At 68.6% G+C, this 26993-nt stretch carries 28 protein-coding genes, 1 tRNA gene and 1 pseudogene; 18 read left to right on the top strand and 12 right to left on the bottom strand.

All coding sequences use genetic code 11. The annotated features are described in order from the left end of the window. The first annotated feature begins 5 nt into the window (after positions 1-5). The 5 genes and pseudogenes from leuC to RX333_RS04770 form a co-directional block, all read left to right on the top strand. The gene (leuC, locus tag RX333_RS04790) at positions 6-1403 is read left to right on the top strand and encodes a 3-isopropylmalate dehydratase large subunit (RefSeq protein WP_316013783.1); all 1398 of its coding nucleotides are present in this window, start codon (positions 6-8) and stop codon (positions 1401-1403) included. A gap of 61 nt (positions 1404-1464) precedes the next feature. After that, positions 1465-2661 carry an ATP-binding protein gene (locus RX333_RS04785; RefSeq protein WP_316013782.1) on the top strand — a complete coding sequence of 399 codons (1197 nt, stop codon included), beginning with the start codon at positions 1465-1467 and terminating at the stop codon, positions 2659-2661. Positions 2662-2663: 2 nt separating this feature from the next. Then, positions 2664-3269, top strand: a complete 606-nt coding sequence (gene leuD, locus RX333_RS04780) for a 3-isopropylmalate dehydratase small subunit (protein ID WP_316013781.1) — start codon at positions 2664-2666, stop codon at positions 3267-3269. Positions 3270-3279: 10 nt separating this feature from the next. Next, positions 3280-4110, top strand: a complete 831-nt coding sequence (locus RX333_RS04775) for a hypothetical protein (protein WP_316013780.1) — start codon at positions 3280-3282, stop codon at positions 4108-4110. Next, positions 4080-5087: pseudogene (locus RX333_RS04770) on the top strand (endonuclease/exonuclease/phosphatase family protein); the annotation flags it as partial. The gene RX333_RS04775 and the pseudogene RX333_RS04770, both read left to right, overlap by 31 nt. Here RX333_RS04770 and RX333_RS17225 read toward each other — a convergent pair. Next, positions 5048-6061, bottom strand: a complete 1014-nt coding sequence (locus RX333_RS17225; protein ID WP_410056047.1) for an epimerase — start codon at positions 6059-6061, stop codon at positions 5048-5050. The pseudogene RX333_RS04770 and the gene RX333_RS17225 overlap by 40 nt on opposite strands. Before the next feature lie 90 nt (positions 6062-6151). Here RX333_RS17225 and RX333_RS04765 point away from each other — a divergent pair, with 90 nt between their 5' ends. The 4 genes from RX333_RS04765 (at position 6152) to RX333_RS04750 (ending at position 9519) form a co-directional block, all read left to right on the top strand. Further along, positions 6152-7012: a LysR family transcriptional regulator gene (locus RX333_RS04765; protein WP_316013778.1), complete on the top strand. Its 861-nt coding sequence runs from the start codon at positions 6152-6154 to the stop codon at positions 7010-7012. A 78-nt stretch (positions 7013-7090) separates the two neighbouring features. Continuing rightward, positions 7091-8197, top strand: coding sequence for a 3-isopropylmalate dehydrogenase (leuB, locus tag RX333_RS04760; protein WP_316013777.1), 1107 nt, complete (start codon positions 7091-7093; stop codon positions 8195-8197). Between the two features lie 241 nt (positions 8198-8438). After that, positions 8439-9422 (top strand): DMT family transporter, encoded by a 984-nt coding sequence (locus tag RX333_RS04755; RefSeq protein ID WP_316013776.1) that lies wholly within the window; start codon positions 8439-8441, stop codon positions 9420-9422. Positions 9423-9442: 20 nt separating this feature from the next. Next, positions 9443-9519 (top strand) — tRNA-Pro (locus tag RX333_RS04750). 267 nt (positions 9520-9786) lie between these two features. On the opposite strand, the gene RX333_RS04745 is transcribed toward RX333_RS04750, so the two are convergent. Beyond that, positions 9787-10137 (bottom strand): hypothetical protein, encoded by a 351-nt coding sequence (locus RX333_RS04745; protein WP_316013775.1) that lies wholly within the window; start codon positions 10135-10137, stop codon positions 9787-9789. Between the two features lie 227 nt (positions 10138-10364). Here RX333_RS04745 and RX333_RS04740 point away from each other — a divergent pair, with 227 nt between their 5' ends. From RX333_RS04740 to RX333_RS04725, 4 genes are all read left to right on the top strand, one after another. Beyond that, the gene (locus RX333_RS04740) at positions 10365-10949 is read left to right on the top strand and encodes a GNAT family N-acetyltransferase (RefSeq protein WP_316013774.1); all 585 of its coding nucleotides are present in this window, start codon (positions 10365-10367) and stop codon (positions 10947-10949) included. A gap of 68 nt (positions 10950-11017) precedes the next feature. Then, on the top strand, positions 11018-12040 hold the full coding sequence (locus RX333_RS04735; protein WP_316013773.1) for an aspartate-semialdehyde dehydrogenase: 1023 nt from the start codon (positions 11018-11020) through the stop codon (positions 12038-12040). 194 nt (positions 12041-12234) lie between these two features. Beyond that, the gene (locus tag RX333_RS04730) at positions 12235-12705 is read left to right on the top strand and encodes a hypothetical protein (protein WP_316013772.1); all 471 of its coding nucleotides are present in this window, start codon (positions 12235-12237) and stop codon (positions 12703-12705) included. Positions 12706-12779: 74 nt separating this feature from the next. Next, positions 12780-13658, top strand: coding sequence for a hypothetical protein (locus RX333_RS04725; RefSeq protein ID WP_316013771.1), 879 nt, complete (start codon positions 12780-12782; stop codon positions 13656-13658). 125 nt (positions 13659-13783) lie between these two features. On the opposite strand, the gene RX333_RS04720 is transcribed toward RX333_RS04725, so the two are convergent. Next, positions 13784-14434, bottom strand: coding sequence for a carbonic anhydrase (locus RX333_RS04720; RefSeq protein ID WP_316013770.1), 651 nt, complete (start codon positions 14432-14434; stop codon positions 13784-13786). A 163-nt stretch (positions 14435-14597) separates the two neighbouring features. Here RX333_RS04720 and RX333_RS04715 point away from each other — a divergent pair, with 163 nt between their 5' ends. The 5 genes from RX333_RS04715 (at position 14598) to RX333_RS04695 (ending at position 18528) form a co-directional block, all read left to right on the top strand. Beyond that, positions 14598-14969, top strand: coding sequence for a hypothetical protein (locus tag RX333_RS04715; RefSeq protein WP_316013769.1), 372 nt, complete (start codon positions 14598-14600; stop codon positions 14967-14969). 74 nt (positions 14970-15043) lie between these two features. Next, positions 15044-16426: a leucyl aminopeptidase family protein gene (locus tag RX333_RS04710; RefSeq protein ID WP_316013768.1), complete on the top strand. Its 1383-nt coding sequence runs from the start codon at positions 15044-15046 to the stop codon at positions 16424-16426. Further along, entirely contained in the window at positions 16423-17265 is an 843-nt protein-coding gene (locus tag RX333_RS04705) for an NlpC/P60 family protein (protein ID WP_316013767.1), read from the top strand. Before RX333_RS04710 ends, RX333_RS04705 begins: the two co-directional genes overlap by 4 nt. Positions 17266-17305: 40 nt before the next feature. Beyond that, on the top strand, positions 17306-17974 hold the full coding sequence (gene pdeM, locus RX333_RS04700; protein WP_316013766.1) for a ligase-associated DNA damage response endonuclease PdeM: 669 nt from the start codon (positions 17306-17308) through the stop codon (positions 17972-17974). Next, positions 17971-18528, top strand: coding sequence for a GNAT family N-acetyltransferase (locus RX333_RS04695; protein ID WP_316013765.1), 558 nt, complete (start codon positions 17971-17973; stop codon positions 18526-18528). Before pdeM ends, RX333_RS04695 begins: the two co-directional genes overlap by 4 nt. Here RX333_RS04695 and folD read toward each other — a convergent pair. The 9 genes from folD to RX333_RS04650 all read right to left on the bottom strand — a co-directional run. After that, on the bottom strand, positions 18525-19415 hold the full coding sequence (folD, locus tag RX333_RS04690) for a bifunctional methylenetetrahydrofolate dehydrogenase/methenyltetrahydrofolate cyclohydrolase FolD (protein WP_316013764.1): 891 nt from the start codon (positions 19413-19415) through the stop codon (positions 18525-18527). The genes RX333_RS04695 and folD overlap by 4 nt on opposite strands. A gap of 17 nt (positions 19416-19432) precedes the next feature. Further along, positions 19433-20329, bottom strand: a complete 897-nt coding sequence (locus RX333_RS04685) for a bifunctional 5,10-methylenetetrahydrofolate dehydrogenase/5,10-methenyltetrahydrofolate cyclohydrolase (RefSeq protein ID WP_316013763.1) — start codon at positions 20327-20329, stop codon at positions 19433-19435. An 11-nt stretch (positions 20330-20340) separates the two neighbouring features. Further along, entirely contained in the window at positions 20341-20634 is a 294-nt protein-coding gene (locus tag RX333_RS04680; protein WP_316013762.1) for a chorismate mutase, read from the bottom strand. 287 nt (positions 20635-20921) lie between these two features. Beyond that, complete coding sequence (locus RX333_RS04675) at positions 20922-22598, bottom strand: formate--tetrahydrofolate ligase (RefSeq protein ID WP_316013761.1); 1677 nt, start codon at positions 22596-22598, stop codon at positions 20922-20924. Between the two features lie 148 nt (positions 22599-22746). Continuing rightward, entirely contained in the window at positions 22747-23334 is a 588-nt protein-coding gene (locus tag RX333_RS04670) for an MOSC domain-containing protein (RefSeq protein ID WP_316013760.1), read from the bottom strand. Then, positions 23334-23957: a hypothetical protein gene (locus tag RX333_RS04665; RefSeq protein WP_316013759.1), complete on the bottom strand. Its 624-nt coding sequence runs from the start codon at positions 23955-23957 to the stop codon at positions 23334-23336. The genes RX333_RS04670 and RX333_RS04665 overlap by 1 nt, the downstream gene beginning before the upstream one ends. Before the next feature lie 55 nt (positions 23958-24012). Continuing rightward, positions 24013-24795 (bottom strand): methyltransferase domain-containing protein, encoded by a 783-nt coding sequence (locus RX333_RS04660; RefSeq protein WP_316013758.1) that lies wholly within the window; start codon positions 24793-24795, stop codon positions 24013-24015. Between the two features lie 5 nt (positions 24796-24800). Continuing rightward, complete coding sequence (ftsH, locus tag RX333_RS04655; RefSeq protein ID WP_316013757.1) at positions 24801-26723, bottom strand: ATP-dependent zinc metalloprotease FtsH; 1923 nt, start codon at positions 26721-26723, stop codon at positions 24801-24803. Between the two features lie 75 nt (positions 26724-26798). Further along, positions 26799-26993, bottom strand: a 195-nt coding sequence (locus tag RX333_RS04650) for a hypothetical protein (protein ID WP_316013756.1), incomplete at its 5' end; no start/stop codon positions are given.

Below are 26993 nucleotides of genomic sequence, written 5' to 3'. Positions count from 1 at the left end.
CCCCAATGGCAAAGACGCTCTACGACAAGATCTGGGACGCGCATGTCGTCCACGAAGATGATGACGGCACCTGCCTGCTCTATATCGACCGCCACCTCGTCCATGAGGTGACGAGCCCGCAGGCCTTTGAGGGCCTGCGCATGGCCGGTCGGCAGGTGCGCGCACCCGAGAAGACCATCGCCGTGCCCGACCACAACGTGCCCACGACGACCGACCGCGCGAACGGCATCGAGAACCCCGAAAGCCGCATCCAGGTCGAGGCGCTCGACACCAATGCCAAGGAATTCGGGATCCACTACTATCCCGTCTCGGACGTGCGGCAGGGCATCGTGCACATCGTCGGACCGGAGCAGGGCTGGACCCTGCCCGGCATGACCGTGGTCTGCGGCGACAGCCACACCGCCACCCACGGCGCGTTTGGCGCACTCGCCCACGGCATCGGCACCTCGGAGGTCGAGCATGTGCTCGCCACCCAGACGCTGATCCAGAAGAAGTCCAAGAACATGAAGGTGGAGATCACGGGCAGCTTGCGCCCCGGCGTCACCGCCAAGGACATCACCATGGCCGTGATTGGCGCCACCGGCACCGCGGGCGGCACCGGCTATGTCATCGAATATTGCGGCCAGGCCATCGAGGAGCTGTCGATGGAAGGCCGCATGACGGTCTGCAACATGGCGATCGAGGGCGGCGCGCGCGCCGGTCTGATCGCACCCGACGAAAAGACCTTCGAGTACTGCAAGGGTCGCCCCCACGCGCCGAAGGGCGCCCAGTGGGAGGCCGCGGTCAACTACTGGCGCACGCTCAAGACCGACGAGGGCGCGCATTTCGACAAGGTCGTGACCATCGCGGGCGAGGATATCGCGCCGCTCGTCACCTGGGGCACCTCGCCCGAGGACGTGCTGCCGATCACGGCGGAGGTCCCCGACCCCTCCAGCTTCTCCGGCGGCAAGGTCGAGGCCGCGCGCCGCGCGCTGTCCTACATGGGGCTGCAGCCGGGGCAGAAACTGTCGGAGGTCGAGATCGACACGGTCTTCATCGGCTCCTGCACCAACGGCCGGATCGAGGATCTGCGCGCCGCCGCCGCGATCCTGAAGGGCAAGAAGATCAAGGACGGCCTGCGCGCCATGGTCGTGCCCGGCTCCGGCCTCGTGCGCGCCCAGGCGGAGGAAGAGGGCCTCGCCGACATCTTCAAGGAGGCCGGCTTCGAATGGCGCATGGCCGGTTGCTCGATGTGTCTGGCGATGAACCCCGACCAGCTCAAGCCCGAGGAGCGGTGCATCTCCACCTCCAACCGCAACTTCGAAGGCCGCCAGGGCCGCGGCGGGCGCACCCACCTCGCCAGCCCCGCGATGGCCGCGGCCGCGGCGCTGACGGGTCGGCTGACGGATGTGCGGGAGATGTAGGGAAATGTAACCAAAGATAGCGAATATTCCTATCTTTGGTTATCATTTGCTATCTTTTGCCATGGACCCCGTTAGAAACCCCTTTTCTCCCAGCGCGGGACGTCGCCCGCCCGAACTCGCCGGGCGGGACGATGTGCTCGACACAGCACGGACGGCCTGCCTGCGCGCGATGCGCACGCGCTACGGACGTCCGATGATGATGCTCGGCCTGCGCGGAACGGGAAAGACGGTCCTCATCAACGAGATCAAGCGGATCGCGGCGGATGAGGGCTTGCTCACATCGCGGATCGAGGCCCCGGAGAATGCCGACCTCGCCCGTCTGCTCGTTCCCGAATTGAGAAAGGTCCTGCGCTCGCTCTCGACGCGGGAGGCGGCACGCGAGGTGGCGGTCAGGGGACTTCGGGGACTGCGCAATCTCGCCTCCATCTTCAAGATGGAGGTGGAGGGCGTCTCGATGGGCATCGAGGGTGCCGCCGATCCCGAGCCGGGCCTTGCGGATAGCGGCGACCTCCAGTTCGATCTCCCCGATCTTTTCGAGGCGGTCGGCGAGGCGGCGCGGCGCGCGGGGACAGGCTGGATGCTGCTGATCGACGAGGTGCAGTACCTGAACCGCGAAGATCTCTCGGCCCTGATCGTCGGCCTGCACCGTGTTTCGCAATCGGACCTTCCGATCCTCTTCGTCGGGGCCGGACTTCCTCAGGTCGCCAAACTGGCAGGCGATGCGAAGAGCTATGCCGAACGGCTGTTCACCTATCCTCGCATAGACGCACTGGAGCCGGACGCCGCGCGGCAGGCGATCGTGAAGCCGGTGGAGGAAGAAGGCGCGACGATCGAGGATGGCGCCGTGGCGCATATCGTCGAGAAGACGCGCGGCTACCCCTTCTACCTCCAGGCATGGGGCGACAAGGCGTGGGACATCGCATCGGACGACAGGATCACGGTCGACGATGTGCGCGATGCCTACGCCGCGACCATCGCATCCCTCGACGAAGGATTCTTCCGCGTCCGTCTCGACCGGCTGACACGCGGCGAGGTCACATTCGTCGCCGCGATGTCGGAGCTTGGCGATGGTCCCTATGCGATTGCCGACATCGCGGCCAAACTGGACCGGAAACCATCATCTCTCGGCCCCGCACGGGCCAATATCCTGAAAAAGGGCATGATCTACAATCCGGACCACGGGTATCTGGATTTCTCCGTGCCGCTCTTCGCCGAATTCATGCGCCGCCTGCGCGGCGCCGATCCAAAGGAAACCTGACAATGGAAAAATTCACCACCCTCACCGGCGTCGCGGCGCCCATGCCGCTGGTCAACATCGACACCGACATGATCATCCCCAAGCAGTTCCTGAAGACCATCAAGCGGTCGGGGCTGGGCGTGAACCTGTTCGACGAGATGCGCTATGACGAGAATGGCGACGAGATCCCCGATTTCGTGCTGAACCAGCCCGCCTATCGCGACGCGCAGATCCTCGTCGCGGGCGACAATTTCGGCTGCGGGTCCAGCCGGGAGCACGCGCCCTGGGCGCTCGCCGATTTCGGGATTCGCTGCGTGATCTCCACCAGCTTCGCCGACATCTTCTTCAACAACTGCTTCAAGAACGGCATCCTGCCCATCGTGCTTCCGCAATCGGAGGTTGATAAACTGATGGACGATGCAAGCCGAGGCGCGAATGCGGTCTTGACGGTGGACCTCGAAAACCAGACGATCACGGGGCCGGACGGTGGATCCATCGCCTTCGATGTGGAACCGTTCCGCAAGCATTGTCTGCTCAACGGCCTCGACGATATCGGGCTGACGATGCAGAAATCGGGGTCGATCGACGCCTTCGAGACGCGCTACGCGCAGGAGGCGCCCTGGCTCTAGGGGAGGTAGGATGACAGCGCGCGTGCGACCCGGCTTCGGCTACATGCTGGCCAGACTGGTCACGGGTCTGTCGCGCGCGTTCCTCGTCCTCGTCTTCGTGGCGCTGCCCGCCTTCCTCCTGCCCGAAAGCTCCCGCACCGGGCAAGAGATCTCGCTGATCATCGGCGCGCTCTTCGCGCTGTTCACGATGTTCGAGTATGCCTCGTCGCATCCGGGGCTGATCGATTTCCGCTTCGCCCCGCCCTACAATCGCTTCCGCTTCCTTACTTTCGCGGTTCTGGTGACGGCGCTGGTGTTCCTGTGCCGCGCGGATGCAGGGGAGGATGCGTTCTCCGCCGACTTGATCGCGCTGACCGATCGGCTGGTCACCGCGCTGAACGTGCCACTGTCGCCGGTGGTGCTGGCGGACGGCCTGATCGCGGGCGGGCCGGGCGGGCTGAACCCGCTCGTCGCGCGGGCGACGGCGTTGAGTCTCACCGTCGCGCTGATCTCCGCGGTCTTCTTTTCCGCCTATATCTGGCTGCTGCGCTGGCCGGCGGAGCGGGACAGCTTCAACCTGTGGGTCAACCTGCCGACCTTCGACCCGTCGGTGGGGCAGGACATCTCCTGGCGGCTGCAGCGCGCGGGCTGGATGAACGTGCTGGTGGCGCTGGCCCTGCCCTACACGACCATCTCGATCGCCTCGCGCGGTGGGGGCTGGTTCGATCCCGAGGCGCTCGGCAACTATCAATCGCTGGTCTGGGGCTGCGTGTTCTGGGCCTTCACGCCCGTCGTCCTCATCAACAGGGGCAGCGCGATGCTGAAGATCGCATGGCTTATCGACAAGGCGCGCACGGACTGATCGCGGCCCTGCTGCTGGCGGAGGCGGCACTGGCCGATCCGCTGCGCATCGCGACCTTCAACACGGCCCTGTCGCGCGACCGCGCGGGCGCCCTTATCCGCGAGGTCGAAGCGGGGGACGAGGCGCCGCGCGCCGTGGCCGCGATCATCGCCGAGGTCGCGCCCGACATCATCCTTCTCAACGAGTTCGACCATGACGGCGCGGGCCGGGGCCTCGCCGCGTTCCAGGCCCTGCTGGAGGAGGCGGGCCATCCCATGCCGCATCGCTTCTCGGCCCCGGTCAACAGCGGGGAACCGACGGGCCTCGACCTCGACGACGACGGAGGCACCGGCGATCCGGACGAGGCGCAGGGTTGGGGTCGCTGGCCGGGCCATTACGGCATGGCGGTGCTGAGCCGCCACCCGATCGCGGGCGCGCGCACCTTTCGCGAGGCGATCTGGGCCGAGCAGCCAGACAGTCTCAGCATCGATGACGGCGCTCTCGCCGAGGTCCAGCGCCTGTCCTCGAAAAGCCATTGGGACGTCGAGATCGAGGTCGGAGGCATCCCGCTGCACCTGATCGCGCTGCACCCCACGCCCCCCGTCTTCGACGGGCCGGAGGATCGCAACGGGCGGCGCAACGCGGACGAGATCGCGTGGGTCGTGCGGTACCTCGACGGGGCGGCGGTGCGGGACGATACAGGCCGCACGGCGCCTTACGCCGATGCGCCGGTCGTGGTCGCGGGCGACCTGAACGCCGACCCGTTCGACGGCGACGCGCGGCGAGAGCCTCTGCTCGCGCTGCTGGGCCATGCCCGCTTGCAGGACCCCGTGCCACTCGGCGAAGGCGGGGCAGCGGCGGCCGCGCAAGGCGGCTTCAACGACCGGCACCGGGGCCCGCCCGGCGCCGACACCGCCGACTGGAACGACGAACGCGGGCCGGGCAACCTGCGGGTCGATTACGTGCTGCCCGACGCGACGCTCGATGTGCTGGATGCCGGGGTGTTCTGGCCCGCGCCGGGCACCGAGGGGGCGGAGCTGGTGGAGGTCTCGGACCATCGGCTCATCTGGGTCGAGGTCGATTGGCCCTGAGGACCTTGCCGCAGCGCCTCGACGAGCGGCGTGGGCTCGAAATCCGGCAGCCATCGTGCTGTCTCCGCCGGGTCGATGCGGTGCGGCACCTGCCACAGATAGCGCATCTCCAGCACCTCCCGCATCAGGGGGGAGACCAGCGCCATTGCGCGCAGCGCCAGCCACGGGAAGGGTTTGACGCGCTGGGGCTGGCCGGTCGCCCGCTCCAGCGCGGCCACGAGCTCCGCTCCGGTGACGCCGTAGCCCGCGAAGGGGATGTCCGCGAAGCGTGGCAGGTCGTCCCGCGAGGCCAGTGCCACCGCCGCACGCGCGAGATCGGGCAGGAAGGCCCATTCGTGCGGAATGTCGAGCGGGCCGGGATAGCGGACGGTCCCCGGTTTCGCCGCGACATGGCTCTCGAACCAGTTGCCGGAGGTGCGCGTGTCGAGGAAATCGCCCGCCCGCAGAAGGATCGTGCGGACCCCGGCCTCGCGATAGGCCTGCTCCATCGCGATGCGGATGCGGCCCTTGCGGGTCCGGGCGCGGTGGGGCGTCTCGGTGCGCAGGACCGGCGGCATGTCCGCGCCGTAGGGGTAGACATTGGCGGGGATCAGGACCGGCAGGTCGTGCGCAGTGGCGGCGGCGATGACCGCGCAGGTCAGGCGCGGCACGTCGCGCGCCCAGTCGGGATAGGCGGGGTTGAGCGCGTTGACGATCAGGTCGGCCCCGGCGGCGGCCCGGGTCAGCGCGACCCCGTCGAACGGATCGGCGACGATCCCGTCCGCCGCGGGCGCGCCGCCCGGTCGGATCAGGCGGCGGACACTCCACCCGGCGGTGGCGAAGGCTTCGGCAGCGTGGCGGCCGAAGCGGCCCCCGGCGCCGAGGATCAGGACGGTCTTCATGTCGGGTCTCCCTTGCTAATGCGTGAAAGGTGCCTCCCTCGCGCATGCATGGGAATTGCGCCGAATCGGCGATGGGGTATTCATGCTCGCATGGACCCACGCCTCGTCATTCCCTTCCTCGCCGTGGTCGAGCAGGGCTCGCTCTCGGCTGCCGCGCGGGTGCTGGGGTCGAGTCAGCCGACGCTCGGCCGCCAGATGCGGGAGATGGAGGCGGCGGTCGGCGCGCCTTTGTTCGACCGGCACGCGCAGGGGCTGACGCCGACCGCGCGGGCGCTGGCGCTGGTGCCCCCGGCGCAGGCGATGCGCGACGCGCAGCGGCGGCTCAACCTTGTGGCCGCGGGCGGGGAGGAGGCCGTCGCCGGCACCGTGCGCGTCACGGCGAGCAAGCTGGTCGCCCACCACCTGCTGCCGCCTGTGCTGGTGCGTCTGCGCGAGGTCGCGCCGGAGGTGCAGGTGGAACTCGTCCCCTCCGACAGCACGCAGAACCTGCTGTTTCGCGAGGCCGACATTGCGCTGCGGATGTACCGCCCGACGCAGGCCGACGTGATCGCGAAGAAGCTCGCCGACCTGCCGCTGGCGCTCTACGCCGCGCGGTCCTACGTGGCGCGGCGCGGGATGCCGGGGCCGGATGCGATCGAAGCGCATGACTGGGTGGGCTACGACCGCTCGACCCTGATGATCGACGGGATGGCGGCGCTCGGCATCGCGGTCGCGCGCGAGACCTTCGCGCTGCGCTGCGACGATCACGCGACCTGCTGGGAGCTGGTACGCGCGGGCGGCGGGATCGGTGCGACGCAGGCCGCGATCGGCGATGCGGATCCGGGCGTGATGCGGGTGCTGGAGGACTACGCCCTGCCCTCCTTGCCGCTATGGCTGACCGCGGCGCGGGCGCTGCGGCAATCGGCGCGCATCCGGCTGGTCTACGATCACCTCGCGGCGGCGTTTGGCTAGCCTGCGGGCCTGTCCGGCTTGACTTTCGGGCCGGTGCTGGCAATCACCCTCGGCAAGCCCAACCAACGGAGAGCCGCCATGCAGAACCCTTCCCTCCTCATCCTGCCCGGTGACGGGATCGGTCCCGAAGTCATGGCGGAGGTGCGCCGCGTCATCGACTGGTTCGCGGCCAACCGCGCGCTCGCCTTCGATGTCTACGAGGACCTGGTGGGGGGTGCTGCCTATGACGCGCACGGCACGCCGCTGACCGACGACACGATGGCCAAGGCGCAGAGCGTGGACGCGGTGCTGCTGGGCGCCGTCGGCGGGCCGAAATATGACGATCTCGACTTCTCGGTGAAGCCGGAGCGGGGCCTCTTGCGCCTGCGCAAGGAGATGGACCTGTTCTCGAACCTGCGGCCCGCGCAGTGCTTCGACGCGCTGGCGGATTTCTCCTCGCTGAAACGCGACGTGGTTGCCGGGCTCGACATCATGATCGTGCGGGAGCTGACTTCGGGCATCTATTTCGGGGAGCCGCGCGGCATCTCGGAAGAGGGCAACGAGCGGGTCGGCATCAACACCCAGCGCTACACCACCTCCGAGATCCGGCGGGTCGCGCGCTCGGCCTTCGAGCTGGCGCGCCGTCGCGACGGGCGGGTCTGCTCGATGGAGAAGGCCAACGTGATGGAGAGCGGCATCCTGTGGCGCGAGGAGGTGCAGAAGCTGCGCGACGAGGAATATCAGGACATCGAGCTGAGCCACATGTACGCGGATGCGGGCGCCATGCAGCTGGTGCGCTGGCCCAAGCAGTTCGATGTGATCGTGACCGACAACCTGTTCGGCGACCTGCTGTCGGATGCCGCGGCGATGCTGACGGGCAGCCTGGGGATGCTGCCGTCGGCCAGCCTCGGCGCGCCGATGGAGAGCGGGCGGCCCAAGGCGCTCTACGAGCCGGTGCACGGCTCGGCGCCGGATATCGCGGGCGAGGGCAAGGCCAACCCGATCGCGTGTATCCTGAGCTTTGCGATGGCGCTGCGCTACAGCTTCGATCAGGGCGACGAGGCCGCGCGGCTGGAGGCGGCGGTCGAGACCGCGCTGGCCGAGGGCGCGCGTACCGGCGACCTTATGGGGCCTGAGGGCGGCACGCCGATGAGCACCTCCGAGATGGGCGACGCGATCCTCGCAGCACTCGACGGGTCGCTGTGAGTTCTTCCCTGCGGGGGGATGCGTCAGCGTCGCTGACCATTTCCCCGCGGGGAAAGGCCCTTCGGGTCGGGCGAAGGCGCGGGTTTGCCCCGCGCGTCGCTTCCCCGCAGCGAAGGGCTGCCGAAAGGTTAACGGGGCGTTAGCCTTTGCGCATCGCGCATGGGGCGACGGCGTCCGAAGCGCTTGCGGCGCGGTGCGGGTCGTGATCTGGCAGGGGGGATCGACCCCCCGCGAGGACTCCATGCTCAGTTCGAACAGACAGGGCGCCGTGCTGGCGCTGGCCGGATTCGCCGCCTTCGCGAGCCATGACGCGCTGATCAAGCTGCTCGGCGGCGGCTACGCGATCTTCCAGATCGCCTTCTTCTCGGTGCTGTTCGGCTTTCCCATCATGATGATGATGCTGATCCGCGACGGCGCGCGCGACAACCTGCGCCCGCATCATCCGTGGTGGGTGGCGCTGCGCACGGGCCTCGGCATCGTCACCGGCTTCGGCGCGTTCTACGCCTTCACCACGCTGCCGCTGACGCAGGTCTACGCGATCCTGTTCTCGCAACCGCTGATCATCACGGCGCTGTCGGTGCCGATGCTGGGCGAGCGGGTCGGGCCGCGCCGCTGGGCGGCGGTGGTGCTGGGGCTGATCGGGGTGATGGTGGTGCTGCGCCCCGGCGCGACGGAGCTGGGCTGGGGCCATGTCGCGGCGCTGACCTCGGGCATCACCGGATCCTTCGTGTCGATCATCATGCGGCGCATCGGCTCGGAGGAGCGGAGCATCGTGATGATCCTCTACCCGATGATGGGCAACCTGATCGTGATGGGCGCGATCATGCCCTTCGTCTACCGCCCCATGCCGATCGGCGATCTGGGGCTGGTGGCGGCGCTGTCGGTGCTGGGCTTTTGCGGGATGCTGGGCGTGCTGATGGGCTACCAACGGGCCGCCGCCTCGACCGTCGCGCCGATGCAGTACAGCCAGATCCTGTGGGCGGTGCTGTTCGGGGCGCTGTTCTTCGACGAATGGCCGGAGGCGGCGACGCTGCTGGGGGCGGGGATCATCATCGCCAGCGGGCTCTACATCGCGATGCGCGAGGAGGACAGCGCGGTCACGGTGGCGCGGCCGGTTTCCACGGGCCGCACGCTGCGCGGGGACACGGCCTTCGGCATCCGGGTGGGCGACATTCTGCGCAGGCGCGCGGGGCGCGATGGCCCCTTGTCATCGGACCGCGAATAGGGCAAAGCACCGCTCACGGTCGGGCAGTGGCGCAGCCTGGTAGCGCACCTGCTTCGGGAGCAGGGGGTCGGAGGTTCGAATCCTCTCTGCCCGACCAGTTTCACAGTCAGATGGGTGTGGCATCAGGCGCGGGTTTCCCGCGTGGCGCACGCGTTTCGCGAGGTCCCGGATCAAGTCCGGGACGGTGCAGGCGTGCGCGGAATCAAGGCCGCAGGCCGCCGCGCATCGCCGGGCCGCCCCCCGGCACGGCGATTTGGTTGATGGAAGCGCGACGTGGATGGGCACACGGACTTGGCTGCCATAAAGTGCCATGGACGAACCGGGGATCGCCGTACCACGGCCCGCCGATGCGCGGCTTAGTCGCTCAACGAGGCAGGCGGTAGATCACCGGGGCGCCCCAGCCGTGGACATTGTCGCGGGCGCGGACATGCACCTCGTCCACGCCCTCGGGAATGCGCACGCCGCTCAGCGAGCGGGTGAAGGAATGCTCCCCTTCATGCGGGTGATGCAGCGTGCGAAAACCGAACTGGGTGCCGTCCGGGCCGGCGATCTCCCACCCGTCGGCATAGTGGTCCCAGCCCTCATCGGCATGCGAGACGGTGACGGAGAAGCTCCACCCGCCCGCACCGCGCAGGCCGCGCACATCCGTCACGCGCGGCGAGTCGGCGAGAGCGGGGACGGCCAGGATGCAGAAGGCTAGGACGTGTTTCAGCAAGAGCAGGGCCGGTGCGCGGCGCAACCGATTCGCTGGAACAGGGGCACCTCGCGGCACGGGCCGAACAGCGCGCGCTCGAGGATGCGGGTGATGCTGATGGGACGTCGGATCATGACGGACTCCTTTGCGATTGAGCCTACCCTATCCCGTAATTCTGTTACAGTCGCCTCACAAGCGCGCGAAACCGGGCGTGAGTGGGGGCGATGAGTGTTTCCGGATCGGACACTATGAGCGGGATCTCGGTGACGCGCGGCTTCGCGGAGGAGGAGCGCGCGGTGATGGCGGAGCTCTACCTGGAGGCGTTCGGCGACAAGCTGGGGCGGCTGCTCGGGCGCGGGGCGCGGGCGCGGCGGTTCCTGGCGGCCAGCCTCGACCCCGACTTCGCGCTGGTCGCGCGGCTCGACGGGACGGCGCTGGGGCTGGCAGGCTTCCGCTGCGAAGGTGGCGGGCTGACGGACGGGTTCGCGCGGGAGCTGCCCAGGCATTACGGGCCCTTCGGCGGCTGGTGGCGCGGGTCGGTCTTGGCGGCGCTGGAAAGCCGGGAGCCGTCGGACAAGCTCTATGTCGACGGTATCGCGGTGGCCGAGGCGGCGCGGGGCTGCGGATTGGGACGGCGGCTGCTGGACGCGCTGGCGCAGGAGGCGGGCAAGCGGGGCAAGCGCGCGGTCGTGCTCGACGTGATCGACAGCAACATCCGGGCGCGCGCGCTCTACGAACGCGAAGGCTACCGCGTCAGCGGGCGGCACGATCTGGGGCCGCTGCGGCATGTGTTCGGCTTTCGCCGCGCGGTGCAGATGCGGCGCGACCTGTGATCCTTTCCTTTCGCGGCGCACTCGTCTAAGGGGGCGGTGTTTTACACCCCTGACAGGAGAAGAGGGAGATGGGTTATCGAGTCGTCGTCGTCGGTGCCACGGGCAATGTGGGCCGCGAAATGCTCAACATCCTCGCGGAGCGGGAATTCCCCGTGGACGAGATCGCAGCACTGGCCAGCCGCCGGAGCCTCGGGAGCGAATGCGCCTTCGGGGACAAGACACTCAAGACCCAGGACCTCGACACATTCGACTTCACAGGCTGGGACATCGCGCTGTTCGCGATCGGGTCGGACGCGACGAAGAAATACGCGCCCGTCGCCGCCAAGGCGGGATGCGTGGTGATCGACAACTCCTCGCTCTACCGCTACGACGCGGACGTGCCGCTGATCGTGCCGGAGGTGAACCCCGACGCGATCGAGGGCTACGCGAAGAAGAACATCATCGCGAACCCCAACTGCTCCACCGCGCAGATGGTCGTGGCGCTGAAGCCGCTGCACGACCGGGCGAAGATCAAGCGCGTCGTCGTGTCGACCTACCAGTCGGTCTCCGGCTCGGGCAAGGACGCGATGGACGAGCTGTGGCTCCAGACCAAGGGCATGTACGTGCCGGGGCAGGAGCGCGAGCCCGAGATCTTCACCAAGCAGATCGCCTTCAACGTCATCCCGCATATCGACGTCTTCATGGAGGACGGCTCCACCAAGGAGGAGTGGAAGATGGTCGCGGAGACGAAGAAGATCGTCGATCCGTCCATCAAGGTCACGGCGACCTGCGTGCGGGTGCCGGTCTTCGTCGGGCATTCCGAGGCGGTGAACATCGAGTTCGAGGAGTTCCTCGACGAGGACGAGGCGCGCGACATCCTGCGCGAGGCGCCGGGCGTCATGGTCGTCGACAAGCGCGAGGACGGCGGCTACGTCACCCCGGTCGAATGCGTGGGCGATTTCGCCACCTTCATCAGCCGGATCCGGCAGGACGGCACCATCGAGAACGGCCTGAACCTGTGGTGCGTCAGCGACAACCTGCGCAAGGGCGCGGCGCTGAATGCGGTGCAGATCGCCGAGCTGCTGGGCCGCCGGATGCTTAAGAAGGGCTGAGCCCAGCCCGATAATCTGACGAGACGCCCCGGACCCGCGCGGTCCGGGGCGTTTTGCGTTAAGATTTGAAACAATTGCTAGCGGTGACGTGACATTGTCCTCGGTTCACATCGCCTGCCCCCCTCCCCAGATCGGTTTCGAGATGTCACGCGATGCCGCGACAGAGCGGCGCTACAGCCTCGAAGGGAACCGATATGACCAAGACCACCGCCGCCGCCCGCCTGCTCGCACCGATGCTGATCGCGGGGGCCTTCGCCACCGTGATGTTCGACCTGTGGGGTCAGGCGATCAGTCCGATGCTGGGATATGCGCGCCTGTCGCCTGACGGGCTGGCCCGCTCGCTGCTGGGGACGTTCGGCCTGCCCAACGCGCGGGAGCACGGCCAGTTCGTCCACCTGCTCCCGGTCGGGCTGATCGCCTATCCGCTGGGGTGGATGCTTATCTTCCGCCCGCTCTGGGAGCGGTTCGTGGGCAAGGGCGGCTGGTTCGTGCCGTCGGCGATCTACGGCTTCGGCCTATGGGTCTTTGCCATCGGCGGGATCACGGCGATCGCGGGGCTGCCCTTCTTCCTCGACTTCACCGGGATCGCCTGGGTGGCGCTGGTGGGGCACACGCTCTACGGCATCGCGCTGGTGTGGTGCCTGCGCCGGATCGGGTCGCGCTGAGGGTCCGCATGGTCGCCCTGCCCCGCTGCGCTAGCTTGCCCGGAAGGACGAAGATCGCGCCGAGGGGGACGGGCATGAGGACGACATGGATCATGGGCGGGGCCTTGGGCTTCGTCCTTTTGAGCGGCGCGGCGCAGGCCTGCGCACCGGGCGAAGCGGTGGTCGCGACGACGGATCATGCCACCCTCGGCGCGGAGATGCAGGCCGGTTTCGCCGAGGTGTTCGCGCCGGAACTCGACCAGCTTTCGGGACCGGCGGAGATCGACGATGCGTTCGGGTTCGCCACCTGCGAGATGGGCCAGCCGATGCTGTTCGTCTTCGCCGAGCCCGGCCCGTTCTGCGACGGCGTCTGCGGGGTCTGGGCCATCGCGCGGGAGGAGGACGCCTGGCAGATGATCCTGGCGGGCGAAGGCGCGCTGCGGGTCGCGGGCTCCGGCTCGATGGGATTGCCGGACCTGATCGCGCAGGTGGAGGGCGAGCCGGAGGTCGTGCACAAATATGACGGGCGCAGCTACCAGTCGGCGCTGGACGGGCTGGTCTATGGCGAGATCTTCGAGCTGCCCGAGGCGACCGCCTGGCAGGCGGACGAATTCGGCTTCGTCGGGATCGTGCCCGGCGCGGCGGGGCCGGAGGGCGAGGCGGTCGTCGCGCTCGACGCGGTGTCGATGATGATCGGCGGGGCGGATGGGCTGACGACTGGCTTGACCGATCTCGACGGCGACACGGTACCTGAGGTGGTGATCTCGGGCGAGGGCGACCGGCATTGCGGCGCGGATGGCTGCCGCCACTGGATCGTGAAGGTCGGCGAGGCGGGGCCGCGCCTGCTGGCCGACACGGTCAGCCAGGGCGCGCTGGAGATCGCGGCGAGCGGCAACGAGGACCTGCGCGACGTCATCGCCTGGGGCGATGCGGGGGCGCGGATCCTGCGCTTCGATGGCGAGGTCTATCGCTAGGGGGCTGAGAAGGCAGCGATCCCCGCTCGGCCCCGGAGCAGGTCCGGGACGGTGCGGGAAAAGTGCGCCGACGCGCTCTCGGGGTTCGCGAAGCGTCGAGCCGCGTTACCGGCCCTGCCCGCCTCCTACAGTTCCGCGTAGTCGTCCGTACCGGGCTGGTAGACGTGGACGCTGCCCGAGCCAACATCCGTCCACAGCCCGTGCAGGGCGAGGCGTCCTTCCTGCACCGCGGATGCGACGAAGGGGAAGGTCAGCAGGTTGGCGAGGCTGACCTTCACGCCCTCCTGCTCCAGCCTGCGCAGGCGCGTGGCGTCGTCGGCCGTGGCGTCCACGTTCTTCCACGCGGGGGCGAGGATGCGGATCCAGTTGTCGATGAAGCCCTCGGTCTTGCCCGGCTTGCCATCGGTGCGCGAACACAGCGCGTCGCAGGCCGCCACCCCGCCGCAGCCCGAGTGGCCCATCACGACGATATGGCTGACGCCGAGCCCGGTCACCGCGAACTCGATCGCGGCGGAGGTGCCGTGATGTTCGTGATCGGGTGCGTGGGGCGGCACGATGTTGGCGACGTTGCGCACGATGAAGAAATCCCCCGGCTCGCCCTCGAACATCGACACGGGATCGACGCGGCTGTCGCAGCAGGAGATGAACATGGTGCGCGGGTGCTGGCCATGTTCCGCCAGATGCGAGAACCAGCTGCGATTCTCGGCGTAATTGGTGGCGCGCCAACGCTCCAGCCGCTTGACGAGGTAGCTCGGGAGAGGGGTCACGCGGTGCATCGGCGGTCCTTTGTCACGAATTTTACGGGTCTGTTAGGCTTCGTAAAGCAACGAATCAAGGACCCGAGGGTTGGTAGGACGGTGGGTCGGATGACTAGTCGTTGCAAGACGTTGGCGTATCCGACAGGTTAACGAGTATGGGAATGGTAAGATGGTGGGTCAGATGATCCAGATGCCGGCGCAGGATCGCGCCCTGGTCGATACCTCGGCGGTCGCGCGACTGGAGCAACGCGTGGGGACGCGGCGCTGCCAGGAGCTCGTCGAGGAGACGATCTACGAAATCACCGACAAGCTGGCCAAGATGGAGCGCGCCGTGAAGGCGGAGCGTTTCGACGACGCGCGCGACCTCGCCCGCGGGTTGATCGGGGCCTGCACGCGGATCGGACTGATCCGCATGAGCCTGGTCGCGACCGATCTGACCGAGGTCATCGCGCTCGACGACCGACCGGCCATCGGGGCCATCGCCGCGCGGCTGGTGCGGCTGGGCGAGGATTCGCTCTTCACCCTCGTGCGCATCGGCGGCGACGGGGTCTGACCGCCCTGCCCCCCGTGACACTCCGGCAGGGGATGCCTATCGTGCGCCTCTGACGATACGGGAGGTCACGACGCATGGCGGCAGATATCACTCCGGCCTTCGCCACGGATGACGGCGAGGCTATCCCCCTTCACATCGTGAGCGGTGCCCCCGAGGGCTGGCCCGTGGACGCGCCGGCGCGCGACTGGGCGGCGGCCGCGGGCTTTACCGGGTCGCTGGGTGCGGTCTGCCTCGTGCCCGGACCAGACGGCGTGGCATCGGCGCTCGTCGGATGGGGCAAGGGGGCCGCGCGGGCACGTGGACGGTTCCATCTGGCACGAGCAGCGGGGAGCTTGCCGAAGGGGACCTACCGGATCGCCAGCGCGCCGGACGGGTTCGATGCGGACCGGGAGGCGCTCGGCTGGTTGCTGGGGACCTATCGCTTCGACACTTACGTGAAGCCTGCGGACGCACGTCCGGCGCTGGTCTGCCCGGACGGCGTGGATGCCGCGCGGGTCGAGGCCATCGCGTCCGGCGCGCTGCTGACGCAATCGCTGATCGACACGCCCGCCAACGACATGGGACCCGAGGCGCTCGAGGCGGCGGTACGCGATCTGGCCGGGGGCTTCGACGCGGAGGTGGCCGTCACGACGGGGGCGGAGCTGGAGGACGGCTTCCCGATGATCGCCACGGTGGGCCGCGCGGCGGCGGAGGCGCCCCGGCTGATCGACCTGCGCTGGGGGCCCGCGGATGCGCCGATGGTGACGCTCGTGGGCAAGGGCGTGTGCTTCGACACCGGCGGGCTGAACCTCAAGCCCGGAGCCTCGATGGGCCTGATGAAGAAGGACATGGGCGGGGCGGCCAACGCGATCGGCCTCGCCCGGATGATCATGGCGCTGGACCTGCCGGTGCGGCTGCGGCTGCTGGTCCCGGCGGTGGAGAACGCGGTGGGGGCGGGGGCCTTCCGCCCCGGAGACATCCTGCGTAGCCGCAAGGGGCTGAGCGTCGAGATCAACAATACCGATGCGGAAGGACGCCTGGTGCTGGCCGACGCGCTGGCGCTCGGCGACGAGGAAAGCCCCGACCTGATGCTGTGCATGGCGACGCTGACCGGGGCCGCGCGCGTGGCGCTGGGGCCGGACGTGCCGCCCTTCTTCACCGATGACGAGGAACTGGCGGGCGCAGTGACAGCGGCGGCGGTCTCGCAGGCCGATCCGCTGTGGCGGCTGCCGTTCTGGGAGCCCTACGAGGAGATGATCGAACCGGGGATCGCCGATCTCGACAATGCGCCCAAGGGCGGGTTCGCGGGCGCGATCACCGCGGCGCTGTTCCTGCGCCGCTTCGTCGAGAACGCGGGCAGCTTCGCGCATTTCGACCTTTATGGCTGGACGCCCAGCGCCAAGCCCGCCCGGCCCAAGGGCGGGGCGCATCAGGGCATCCGCGCCATGCTGCACGTGATCGAGGAGCGTTACACATGAGTTTCGACCCGCGCCGCGTCCCGGCCCGCCGCGACCTCGCCGCCGCCCATCTGAAGGGAGAGGTGGAGGCCGACCGCTTCGTCGAGGGGCGGCAAATGGCGGTCGCCACCGCCTCCGCCCCGCTGACCGCGCATCGCGACCCGGAGGCGGGGCTGGCGAGCCAGCTTCTGCACGGAGAGCGGTTCACGGTTTACGACCTCGACGACGCGACCGGCCTCGCCTGGGGGCAGGCCGCGCGCGACGGCTATGTCGGCTGGGTGCCGCAGGCGGTGCTGGATGCGCCGGGCACGCCCACCCATGTCGTGACCGCGCTGATGACCCATCGCTACCCGGAGCCGGACCTCAAGACCCGGCCCTTCGACATGCTGCCGTTCTTGGCGGATGTGGAGATCGTGGGCGCGGAAGGCCGCTGGCTGGAGGTCGCGCAGGGCGGCTGGGTGCCCGCGCAGCATCTGGGCACCGAGCGTCCGGGCGGGGACTGGGTGGCGTTGGCCGAAGCGTTTCTGGGCGCGCCCTATCTGTGGGGCGGCAAGACGGTGTCGGGGCTGGATTGCTCGGCGCTGGTGCAACTCTCGCTGCATGGCGTGGGCCGCGACTGCCCTCGTGACAGCGACATGCAGGAGGGCGAGATGGGGGCCGAGATCGACCCCGATGGCGGCTTCGCGCGCGGCGATCTGGTGTTCTGGAAGGGCCATGTCGGAGTGATGGCCGATGCGGACCGGCTGCTGCACGCCAATGGCCACGCGATGGCCGTGACCTACGAGCCGATCGTGGAGGCCCGCGCGCGGATCGAGGCGCAGGGCGGCGGGCCGGTGACCACGGCGCGGCGGCTCGACTGAGGGACTTGCCGCGCGGCTTTGTTCCTGCTTTGTATTCGGGATGAGCGTCGCCTTCCCCTTCGCCGGACTGGAGTTCGAGCCGCGTGAGAGCGGGGCGCTGTGGTGTGCCTCGGCCCGTGTGCTGGTGGTTTCGGACCTGCACCTGGGCAAGTCGGAGCGGATCGCCCGGCGCGGCGGCGCGCTGCTGCCGCCCTACGAGACGGTGCAGACGCTCGACCGGTTGTCGGACGAGGTGGAGCGGCTGGGGCCGGAGGTCATCGTCAGCCTCGGCGACAGTTTCGACGATCTGGATGCTGCAGACGGTCTGCACCCCGAGGCGCGGCGGCGGCTGACGGTGCTGATGGCCGGGCGGCGCTGGATCTGGATCGAGGGCAATCACGATCCGGGGCCGACGGCCTTCGGCGGCGAGCATCTGGAAAGCTGGCGGCTGGGCGACGTGACCTTCCGCCATATCGCGCTGGGGGCGGCGGAGGGGCCGGAGATTTCCGGGCATTACCACCCCAAGGCGAGCCTGACCGTGCGCGGACGGCGGCTGACCTCGCCCTGTTTCGTAGTGGATGCGCCGCGGCTGATCATGCCGGCCTTCGGCGCCTATACGGGTGGGCTGCGCGTCTCGGCCCCCGCGCTGCGCGGGCTGCTGGGCCCCGATGCCTGCGTGCGTCTGACCCGCGCGCCGCACCACGCGATCCCGCTGGCGCTGGTGGCGTGAGCGTCGCGGTTCATCCGCTGACCCCGGATCGCTGGGGTGATTTCGAGGCGCTGATGGGACCCAAGGGCGGTGCGGAAGGCTGCTGGTGCATGTTGTGGCGCCATTCGGCCAAGGCGCATCGGCAGATGCAGGGCGACGCCAACCGGCAGGCGATGGAGGCGCTGGTGGCCGAGCGGCCCACCGGACTGCTCGCCTATCGCGACGGCGTGCCGTCGGGCTGGATCTCGATCGCGCCGCGGGGGGAGTTTCCGCGGATGGACGGCTCGCGAATCCTCAAGCCGGTGGACGAGGCCGAGGTCTGGTCCGTAACCTGTTTCTTTATTGCCAAGGCGGCGCGGCGCGCGGGCTTGCCGGAGGCGCTGCTGACCGTCGCCTGCGACTGGGCGGCAAGCGAAGGCGCGCGGATCGTCGAGGGCTATCCGATCGACCCGCTGAGTGCGCGCTATACCAACGCCTTCGCCTGGACGGGCTACAAAACGGTGTTCGACCGCTGCGGCTTCGAGGAAGTGGCGCGGCGGTCGGAGAAGCGGCCGCTGATGCGCCGGTCTCTTTAAGCCGTCAGGCCCTCCGGCTCCGCCAATCCGTTCATGCGGCAGCAGGCGGTGACGGTATTGGCGAGCAAGCACGCGATGGTCATGGGGCCGACGCCGCCGGGGACCGGGGTGATCGTGCCCGCGACCTCCTTCGCGCTGTCGAAATGGACGTCGCCGACCAGTTTGGTCTTCTCGCCGTTCGGGACGCGGTTGATGCCGACATCGATCACGGTCGCGCCGGGCTTGATCCAGTCGCCCGTCACCATCTCGGGCCGACCCACGGCGGCGACGAGGATGTCGGCGCGGCGGCAGACCTCCTCGATATCCTTGGTCCGGCTGTGGGCGATGGTCACGGTGGCGCTGTCGCGCAGCAGGAGCTGGGCCATCGGCTTGCCCACGATGTTGGAGCGCCCCACGACCACGGCGTTCAGCCCGGAGAGCGAGCCAAGATGGTCGCGCAGCATCATCAGGCACCCAAGCGGCGTGCAGGGCACCATCGCCTTCTGCCCGGTGCCGAGCAGGCCGACATTGGAGATGTGGAAGCCGTCCACGTCCTTTTCGGGCGCGATGGCGGCCAACACCTTGTCCGCGTCGATATGGTCGGGAACGGGCAGCTGGCAGAGGATGCCGTGCACCTTCGGATCGGCGTTCAGCCGGTCGATCAGGGCCAGCAGATCCGCCTCGGACGTGTCGGCGGGCAACTTGTGCTCGAAGCTCTCCATCCCCGATTCGAGGGTCTGCTTGCCCTTGTTGCGCACGTAGACCTGCGAGGCGGGATCCTCGCCCACCAGCACGACGGCGAGGCCGGGGGTGATGCCGTGCGCCTCCTTCAGATGGGCGACATGGTCGGCGACCTTGGCGCGGACCTTGGCGGCGAAGGCCTTTCCGTCGATGAGTGTGGCGGTCATGTGGGGTCTCCTCGGGCTCAGGCGCCCTCGGCCTGGAAGGCCGCGGCGTAGTGTTCCATTTGCAGGCGGGTCGCGGTGACGGCGTTCTGCATCAGCACGGCGACCGTCACCGGGCCGACGCCGCCGGGCACCGGGGTCAGCCAGCCGGCGACCTCGGCGCAGCTGTCCGCATCCGCGTCGCCCACGGTGCGCGGGCCGTCGGGCGTGTCCACGCGGTTGATGCCGATGTCGATCAGGGCCGCACCAGGTTTGAGCATGTCGCCGGTCACGAGGCCGGGGCGCCCCACCGCGACGAAGACCGCGTCGGCGGCACGGCTGTGCATGGCGACCGAGCGGGTCATGTGGTGGCAGACCGTCACCGTCGCGCCCAGCCCCATCAGAAGGAAGGCGATGGGTTTGCCCACGATCTCGGAATGGCCGATCACGGTGACGTTCAGCCCTTCGATATCCAGAGGCAGCGATTTCAGGATCTCGACCGCCGCCACCGCGGTGCAGGGGCCGAGCGCGAGGTCGTTGTAGACGATATTGCCGATGGAGGCGGGGTGCATCCCCTCCACGTCCTTGAGCGGGTGCACGGCCTTTTGCAACGCCTTGACCGGAATATGCGCGGGCAATGGACGCTGGATGATGATGCCGGTCACGCGCGGGTCGGCGTTGAGCCCGGCCAGCACGCCGGTCAGTTGTTCGAGCGAGATGCTCTCGTCGAAGGTGCGCTCCTCGAACGTCACACCCGCGGCCTCGGCATTGCGTTTCTGGTTGCGCACGTAGATCTCGGCGGCCGCGACGTTGCCGACGCAGATCGAGACGAGGCGCGGGGTCCAGCCCTTCCGCGCGAGCGTCGTCGCCTCGGCACGGGTGCGGGCGAGCATGTCGGTCGCGAAGGCGCGGCCATCGATCAGGGCGGCACGGCTCATTCAGGGTCTCCTCACGCTTGCAGCGCCGTTTCCTCTCGCGCGATCGACCAGTCGATCATTTCCCGCCACAGACGCTCGACCAGATCCGGGTCCAGCCCCTGCGCCGCGGCCAGCTTGCGGACATTGCCGACCACCTGTTCCACGCGGTCGTCGATGCGGGCGGGCAGTCGGTTTCGCGACTTCAGCTCCGCCGCCCGGTCGATGAAGGCGGCGCGCCGGGTCAGGAGCGTCACCAGATCGGCATCGAGCGCGTCGATGGCGGCGCGCAGGTCTGCCATGTCGGCGCAGTCGGCGGGGCGGGTCATGGGTGGCGTCTCCTTCGCGGTGTGGCCAGTCCGCCCTTCATATGCTTCGCCTCAGTCATGGCAACCTCTACCCCTTGCGTGATGGGGCAGATAGCGCGCCATGTAGTCGCGCCACCTCGGCACCGTTTCGCGCCAGAGCAAGCGGATAGACTGCGTGTCGCGCTGCGACAGCAGCCAAAGCGTCGCTGCCACCATGTAGGGCAGCGCGACAGCCGCGAGGCAGGCGCCGAGCAGGAAGGCATAGACCGTCCCGAGCGCCTGCCTGCGACTGGGTGCGTTCCGCTCGCTCAGAACAGCCCCTCGATCTGCCCTTCGTCGTTGAGCATGATGGCCTCGGCGCTCGGCACGCGGGGCAGGCCGGGCATGGTCATGATCTCGCCGCAGATGGCGACGATGAAGCCTGCGCCTGCACTGAGGCGCACCTCCCGAACCGGCACGGAATGGCCGGTCGGCGCGCCGCGCAGGTTCGGGTCGGTCGAGAAGGAATACTGCGTCTTCGCCATGCAGACCGGCAGGTTGCCGAAGCCTGCCTTCTCCCACTCGCGCAGCTGGTCGCGGACCTTCTTGTCGGCCAGCACCTCGTCGGCGCGGTAGATGCGCTTGGCGATCGTCTCGATCTTCTCGAAGAGCGGCATCTCGTCGTGGTAGAGCGGCGCGAAGTTCGCCATGTCGGCATCCGCGATCTCGGCCACGCGGGTGGCGAGGTCGGTGATCCCGGCGGAGCCGTCGGCCCAGTGCTTGCACAGGATCGCCTCGGAGCCTTGCGTCGCGACGTAATCCTTCACCGCCTGCACCTCCGCATCGGTGTCGGAGACGAAGTGGTTGATGGCGACGACGACGGGCACGCCGAAGCTCTTCACGTTCTCGATATGGCGGCCGAGGTTCGGGCAGCCGTTGCGGACCGCGTCCACGTTTTCGGAGCCCAGATCGGCCTTGACGACGCCGCCGTTCATCTTCATCGCGCGCACGGTCGCGACGACCACGACGCAGGAGGGGGCGAGGCCCGCCTTGCGGCACTTGATGTTCATGAACTTCTCGGCGCCCAGATCGGCGCCGAACCCGGCCTCGGTCACGACGTAGTCGGCGAGTTTCAGGGCCGTGGTGGTGGCGACGACCGAGTTGCAGCCATGCGCGATGTTGGCGAAGGGGCCGCCATGGACGAAGGCGGGGTTGTTCTCCAGCGTCTGCACGAGGTTGGGCTGCATCGCCTGCTGGAGCAGCACCGTCATCGCGCCGTCGGCCTTGATGTCGCGGCAGTAGATCGGGGTCTTGTCGCGCTTGTAGGCGACGATGATGTCACCGAGGCGGCGCTGAAGGTCGGCGAGATCGGTGGCGAGGCACAGGATCGCCATGACCTCGGACGCGACGGTGATGTCGAAGCCCGCCTGACGGGGGAAGCCGTTGGCGACACCGCCGAGCGAGGTCACGACGTCGCGCAGCGCGCGGTCGTTCATGTCCATCACCCGCCGCCAGACGACGCGGCGCTGATCGATCTCCAGCTCGTTGCCCCAGTAGATGTGGTTGTCGATCATCGCGCTGAGCAGGTTGTGCGCGGAGGTAATCGCGTGGAAGTCGCCGGTGAAGTGGAGGTTCATCTCCTCCATCGGGACGACCTGCGCGTAGCCGCCGCCCGCGGCCCCGCCCTTCATGCCGAAGCAGGGGCCGAGGGACGCCTCGCGGATGCAGACCGCGGCCTTCTTGCCGATGGCGTTGAGCCCGTCGCCCAGGCCCACGGTGGTGGTCGTCTTGCCCTCGCCCGCTGGGGTGGGGTTGATCGCGGTGACGAGGATCAGCTTGCCGTCCTCGCGGTCCTTGAGGCTGGCGATGAAGTCCTCGGAGATCTTCGCCTTGTCGTGGCCGAAGGGCAGCAGGTGTTCCCATGCAATGCCGAGCTTCTCGCCGATTTCCTGGATGGGACGCTTGGTCGCCTCGCGGGCGATCTCGATGTCGGTCTTGTGGGCCATTGGGGAACCTCGGGGTGCTTGGGGTCGCGTGACTGATGAGCGCACTCAAGCCGACGCGCAAGCCGGGCGGGCGCGGAATTGCGACGATTTCGCGCGCCTTGGCGACGTTGCGGCAGACGGCGTGTCGCCGATCGGAAACGGAGAGACCTCAGCCGGGCAGATGCGGGTAGAGCCGCCGGGGCGGCACGTGGAGGCGAACGGTGTCGCCAAGCGCGATCATCCCCTCCGCCTCGACCCAGGCGGTGACGCCGCGCCGGTGCTTCGCCGCCGGCTTGTAGCCCTTGCCGTGGCCGGGATGCGCGGCTTCGATCTCCCGCGCGGGCCACTGGCAGGGGGCGTTCTCCATGTCCACGACGAGGCTCGCGCCTTGCGCGAAGATCAGGCGCGAGGAGGGCGGGATGAGCGTGAAGTCGGGGATGCCTTCGAGCACGATATTCGCGCCGACCAGTTCGGGGGCGAGGCTGTCGAGGTCGAGCGCGGCGGCAGTGGCGGCCAGCTCCTCCGCCGACAGGATGGAGATCTGGCGCACGTTGCGGATGGGCGTGCCGACGGGGTACTGCGTCTTCACGCGCGAGCAGCTCTCGCGGATCAGGCCGGAATGGTATTCGCCCTCGATGCCCGCGAAGGTGGCGTCCACGCGGGTCACGGCCTCCGCGCGCATGTCGGTGGGGCGGTGGGCGACGCGGCCCAGCCAGGTGACGCGGCCCGTGATCTCGGTGGCTTGCAGAACGGGCATCAGTCCCTCCGCGCCGCGAGGACGACGACCTGGACGATCAGGATGGCGAGCCACAGCTCCAGCGCCTCCTCGGTGCGAGAGGTGCCGCGCGACAGGGCCTCGCTGATCTCGATGCCCAGCGGCTCCAGTTTGCGCGCGAGGCCGTCGAAGGTCTTGGAGACGACCCCGAGGAAGCCGGCGATGCCGAAGGTCCAGGCCCAGAGGCGCAGCGACAGCACGCCGCGCACCCAGGCGGGAAGCTGGTAGCGGGCGAGGCGGTAGAGCGCGACCAGCAGCACGATCACCACCACCAGACCGATCGCCTTTTCCCAGATCGGGTTGTCGCCGGAATAGAGGCGCAGCTGGAACACGCCCTCGGATGTGAACGCCTTGTCGAAATCGAGCTCGCGCAGCCCCATGAACAGCATCGCCACCGGCACCTGCCAGTCGGCGAGGCCGCGCAAGTGCAAACGAAGCGCGACGCCGACGAAATAGAGAGTGGCGGAGGCGAGTTCGACCCCGCCGCCCTCGTGCAGGATGCCCGGGGTCGCGCCGTAGAGCTCGTCGAGCAGGGCGAAGATCAGAGCCAGCGACAGGGTCGAGGCCATGACGAAGGCCGGACGGGCGAAGGGGGTCTGAGGCATGTGCTTGGCTCCGGGTCGCGTGCCGGTCCTGTCTAAGGGAGGCGCGCGCCCGCCGCTAGGGTCTGTCGAGAACGGCGAACTGGCGGCGGAAGGGCATCAGCGCCGACCCATCGGCGCGGCGCGGATAGGCGGCGTCGAGCGCGGCATCGTATGCCTTGAGGAAGCGCGCGGTCTCGGCATCGTCCAATCGCGTCAGGACGGGCCGCGCGGCGGTGGACTGCGTGAAGGCGCGGACGGGGTGGCCGTCCTCCGGCGCGGGCAGGTGCTGGAGGTATTGAGTCTCCCACACCGTCGCGGTGCCAAGCGGGGCGAGCATGTCGAACGTGTCGGCGGGCGGGGCGACCTGCACGGGAACCTTTCCGTCGAAGCGATCCGGGAAGAGTGCATGCGCGGTGCGGTAGATCAGGTCGTGCGACGGGTTGCCGAGCTGGCGGGGCATCTGGATGGCGAGGCAGCCACCGGGGGCCAGCAGCCCGGCCAGATGCGCGAAGAGTGCGGCATGATCCGGCAGCCAGTGCAGCACGGCGTTCGAGAAGATCAGCGCGGGTGGCGTGGCGGGGCGCCAGTCGAGGATATCGCCATGTTCCAGGTCGTCATAGGCGCCCGCTGGAACCTGTTCGAGCATCGCGGCGGAGGCGTCGAGCCCGACCAGCGCCCGCGCGCCGAACGCCTGCCGCAGCAGGCCAGCCGCCGCCCCCGTGCCGCAGCCGAGATCCATGACCGGCCCGTCGGGCAGATCGCGGCGGACCTGTGCCAGCAGGTCGCGGGCGGGCCGCAAACGAAGATGCCGGAAGCTGTCATAGCTCCCGGCATCCCAGTCTCGTGTCGCTGTCGTCACCGCGGTCAGGAGGGCTGCGGTTCGGGATCGCCCGCGCTATCGCCGCCGCGCGGCTTGTTGACCTTGGGGATCGCCGTGACCGACGGCGTGCCGCCCTGCCCTTCCTCGCCATCGTCGGAGCCACGGCGCGGCGGCTCCCCGTTGATGACGCGGGTGATCTCCACGCCGGTCAGCGTCTCGTATTCCAGCAGGCCCTGGGCTAGACGCTCCAGCTCCACCGCCTTTTCGGTGAGGATGCGGCGCGCCGTCTCGTAGCCCTCGTCGACGATCTGCTTGACCTTGTCGTCGATCATCTTCTGGGTGTCACCGGAATGGTTGGTGCCGCCGCCATAGTTGCCCAGATAGCTGTTCTGCTCGTTGGCGTAATCGACATAGCCCAGCTCTTCGGAGAAGCCGAACTGCGTGACCATCGCGCGGGCGATCTTGGTCGCCTGCTTGATGTCGGAGGACGCGCCGGAGGTGATGTTCTCCTTGCCGAAGATGATCTCCTCGGCCACGCGCCCGCCCATCGCCATCGCGATCATGGATGTGTACTTCGTGAAGCTGACGGACAGCTGGTCCCGCTCCGGCAGGCTGAGGACGAGACCCAGCGCGCGGCCGCGCGGGATGATCGTCGCCTTGTGGATCGGATCGTGCTGGGGGACGTTCAGGCCGACGATGGCGTGGCCTGCCTCGTGATAGGCGGTCAGCTTCTTCTCGTCGTCGGTCATGACCATCGAGCGGCGCTCCGCCCCCATCATCACCTTGTCCTTGGCGTTCTCGAAATCCTCCATCGTCACGAAGCGCTTGCCCGTGCGGGCCGCCATCAGCGCGCTTTCGTTCACGAGGTTGGCGAGGTCCGCGCCCGAGAAACCGGGCGTGCCGCGCGCGATCACGCGCAGGTCCACGTCGGGACCGAGCGGCACCTTGCGGGCGTGCACTTCGAGGATGCGCTGGCGGCCCTTGATGTCGGGATTGGGGACCTGCACCTGCCGGTCGAAGCGACCGGGGCGCAGCAGCGCGGGGTCGAGCACGTCGGGGCGGTTGGTCGCGGCGATCAGGATGACGCCCTCGTTGGCCTCGAACCCGTCCATCTCGACCAGCAACTGGTTGAGCGTCTGCTCCCGCTCGTCATTGCCGCCGCCATAACCGGCGCCACGGTGACGGCCCACGGCGTCGATCTCGTCGATGAAGACGATGCAGGGCGCGTTCTTCTTGGCCTGCTCGAACATGTCGCGCACGCGGGATGCACCCACGCCGACGAACATCTCGACGAAGTCGGAGCCGGAGATGGTGAAGAAGGGCACGCCCGCCTCGCCCGCGATGGCGCGCGCGAGCAGCGTCTTGCCGGTGCCCGGAGGGCCGACCAAGAGCGCGCCCTTCGGGATCTTGCCGCCGAGGCGCGAGAATTTCTGCGGGTCGCGCAGGAATTCCACGATCTCCTCCAGCTCGTCCTTGGCCTCGTCGATGCCCGCGACCTCGTCGAAGGTGACGCGGCCCGATTTCTCGGTCAGCAGCTTCGCCTTGGACTTGCCAAAGCCCATCGCGCCGCCCTTACCGCCGCCCTGCATCCGGTTCATGAAGAAGATCCAGACGCCGATCAGCAGGAGGATCGGCAGGAACGGGCCGATCACGGCGAGGAAGCCGGTCTGCTGCTGCGGCTCGGCCACGACGGTCACGTCGCTTTCCCGCAGGTCGGTGAACAGCTCGCTGTCGTCATAGGGGCGCACGGTGCGGTAGGTCGTCGTCCCGTCGTTGAGCGTGTAGGTCACACGCTCCCCATCGATGTTCACGGCGCTGACGCGGCCGTTCTCCACCGCCTCGACGAAGGCGGAATAGGGCTGTTCGGAACTGCGCGACGCGGTCGAGCCGCTCTCGAACACGTTGAAGAGCGCGATCACCATGATGAACAGGATCGCCCAGAAGACCAGATTCTTGCCGTTACCCAATGGAAACTCCCGTATCGCGCCCGTCGGCGCGTCAAGCGTGGTTGCGCCAGTACATAACGCTCGCGCCCTGTCCGTTCAATGGAGGCGCGAGGGCGGGCGCAGGGGAATGAGGCGGAACATGCAGTCCCGGTGCGGTTTCAGGCCCGGAACTGCGACGATTTGATCGCCCGCGCGCAAGGCCGGGAGGGTCGCGGCGATGTCGGCGCGCAGGCCGGGGCGGTCGAGCGTCGCCGCTCCCTCCGGGCCGAGCGGGGCGAGGGTCAGGCCGCC

This window comes from Roseobacter sp. HKCCA0434 (genome assembly GCF_032464675.1).
GTDB lineage: Bacteria > Pseudomonadota > Alphaproteobacteria > Rhodobacterales > Rhodobacteraceae > Pontivivens.
This window is presented reverse-complemented; position numbering and strand designations above follow the sequence as displayed.

Excerpts from the sequence above, each read along its gene's own strand:
- leuC (WP_316013783.1), top strand. The coding sequence starts at position 6 with ATGGCAAAGACGCTCTACGACAAGATCTGGGACGCGCATGTCGTCCAC.
- RX333_RS04785 (WP_316013782.1), top strand. The coding sequence starts at position 1,465 with ATGGACCCCGTTAGAAACCCCTTTTCTCCCAGCGCGGGACGTCGCCCG.
- leuD (WP_316013781.1), top strand. The coding sequence starts at position 2,664 with ATGGAAAAATTCACCACCCTCACCGGCGTCGCGGCGCCCATGCCGCTG.
- RX333_RS04775 (WP_316013780.1), top strand. The coding sequence starts at position 3,280 with ATGACAGCGCGCGTGCGACCCGGCTTCGGCTACATGCTGGCCAGACTG.
- RX333_RS17225 (WP_410056047.1), bottom strand. The coding sequence starts at position 6,061 with ATGAAGACCGTCCTGATCCTCGGCGCCGGGGGCCGCTTCGGCCGCCAC.
- RX333_RS04765 (WP_316013778.1), top strand. The coding sequence starts at position 6,152 with ATGGACCCACGCCTCGTCATTCCCTTCCTCGCCGTGGTCGAGCAGGGC.
- leuB (WP_316013777.1), top strand. The coding sequence starts at position 7,091 with ATGCAGAACCCTTCCCTCCTCATCCTGCCCGGTGACGGGATCGGTCCC.
- RX333_RS04755 (WP_316013776.1), top strand. The coding sequence starts at position 8,439 with ATGCTCAGTTCGAACAGACAGGGCGCCGTGCTGGCGCTGGCCGGATTC.
- RX333_RS04740 (WP_316013774.1), top strand. The coding sequence starts at position 10,365 with ATGAGCGGGATCTCGGTGACGCGCGGCTTCGCGGAGGAGGAGCGCGCG.
- RX333_RS04735 (WP_316013773.1), top strand. The coding sequence starts at position 11,018 with ATGGGTTATCGAGTCGTCGTCGTCGGTGCCACGGGCAATGTGGGCCGC.
- RX333_RS04730 (WP_316013772.1), top strand. The coding sequence starts at position 12,235 with ATGACCAAGACCACCGCCGCCGCCCGCCTGCTCGCACCGATGCTGATC.
- RX333_RS04725 (WP_316013771.1), top strand. The coding sequence starts at position 12,780 with ATGAGGACGACATGGATCATGGGCGGGGCCTTGGGCTTCGTCCTTTTG.
- RX333_RS04720 (WP_316013770.1), bottom strand. The coding sequence starts at position 14,434 with ATGCACCGCGTGACCCCTCTCCCGAGCTACCTCGTCAAGCGGCTGGAG.
- RX333_RS04715 (WP_316013769.1), top strand. The coding sequence starts at position 14,598 with ATGATCCAGATGCCGGCGCAGGATCGCGCCCTGGTCGATACCTCGGCG.
- RX333_RS04710 (WP_316013768.1), top strand. The coding sequence starts at position 15,044 with ATGGCGGCAGATATCACTCCGGCCTTCGCCACGGATGACGGCGAGGCT.
- RX333_RS04705 (WP_316013767.1), top strand. The coding sequence starts at position 16,423 with ATGAGTTTCGACCCGCGCCGCGTCCCGGCCCGCCGCGACCTCGCCGCC.
- pdeM (WP_316013766.1), top strand. The coding sequence starts at position 17,306 with ATGAGCGTCGCCTTCCCCTTCGCCGGACTGGAGTTCGAGCCGCGTGAG.
- folD (WP_316013764.1), bottom strand. The coding sequence starts at position 19,415 with ATGACCGCCACACTCATCGACGGAAAGGCCTTCGCCGCCAAGGTCCGC.
- RX333_RS04685 (WP_316013763.1), bottom strand. The coding sequence starts at position 20,329 with ATGAGCCGTGCCGCCCTGATCGATGGCCGCGCCTTCGCGACCGACATG.
- RX333_RS04680 (WP_316013762.1), bottom strand. The coding sequence starts at position 20,634 with ATGACCCGCCCCGCCGACTGCGCCGACATGGCAGACCTGCGCGCCGCC.
- RX333_RS04675 (WP_316013761.1), bottom strand. The coding sequence starts at position 22,598 with ATGGCCCACAAGACCGACATCGAGATCGCCCGCGAGGCGACCAAGCGT.
- RX333_RS04670 (WP_316013760.1), bottom strand. The coding sequence starts at position 23,334 with ATGCCCGTTCTGCAAGCCACCGAGATCACGGGCCGCGTCACCTGGCTG.
- RX333_RS04665 (WP_316013759.1), bottom strand. The coding sequence starts at position 23,957 with ATGCCTCAGACCCCCTTCGCCCGTCCGGCCTTCGTCATGGCCTCGACC.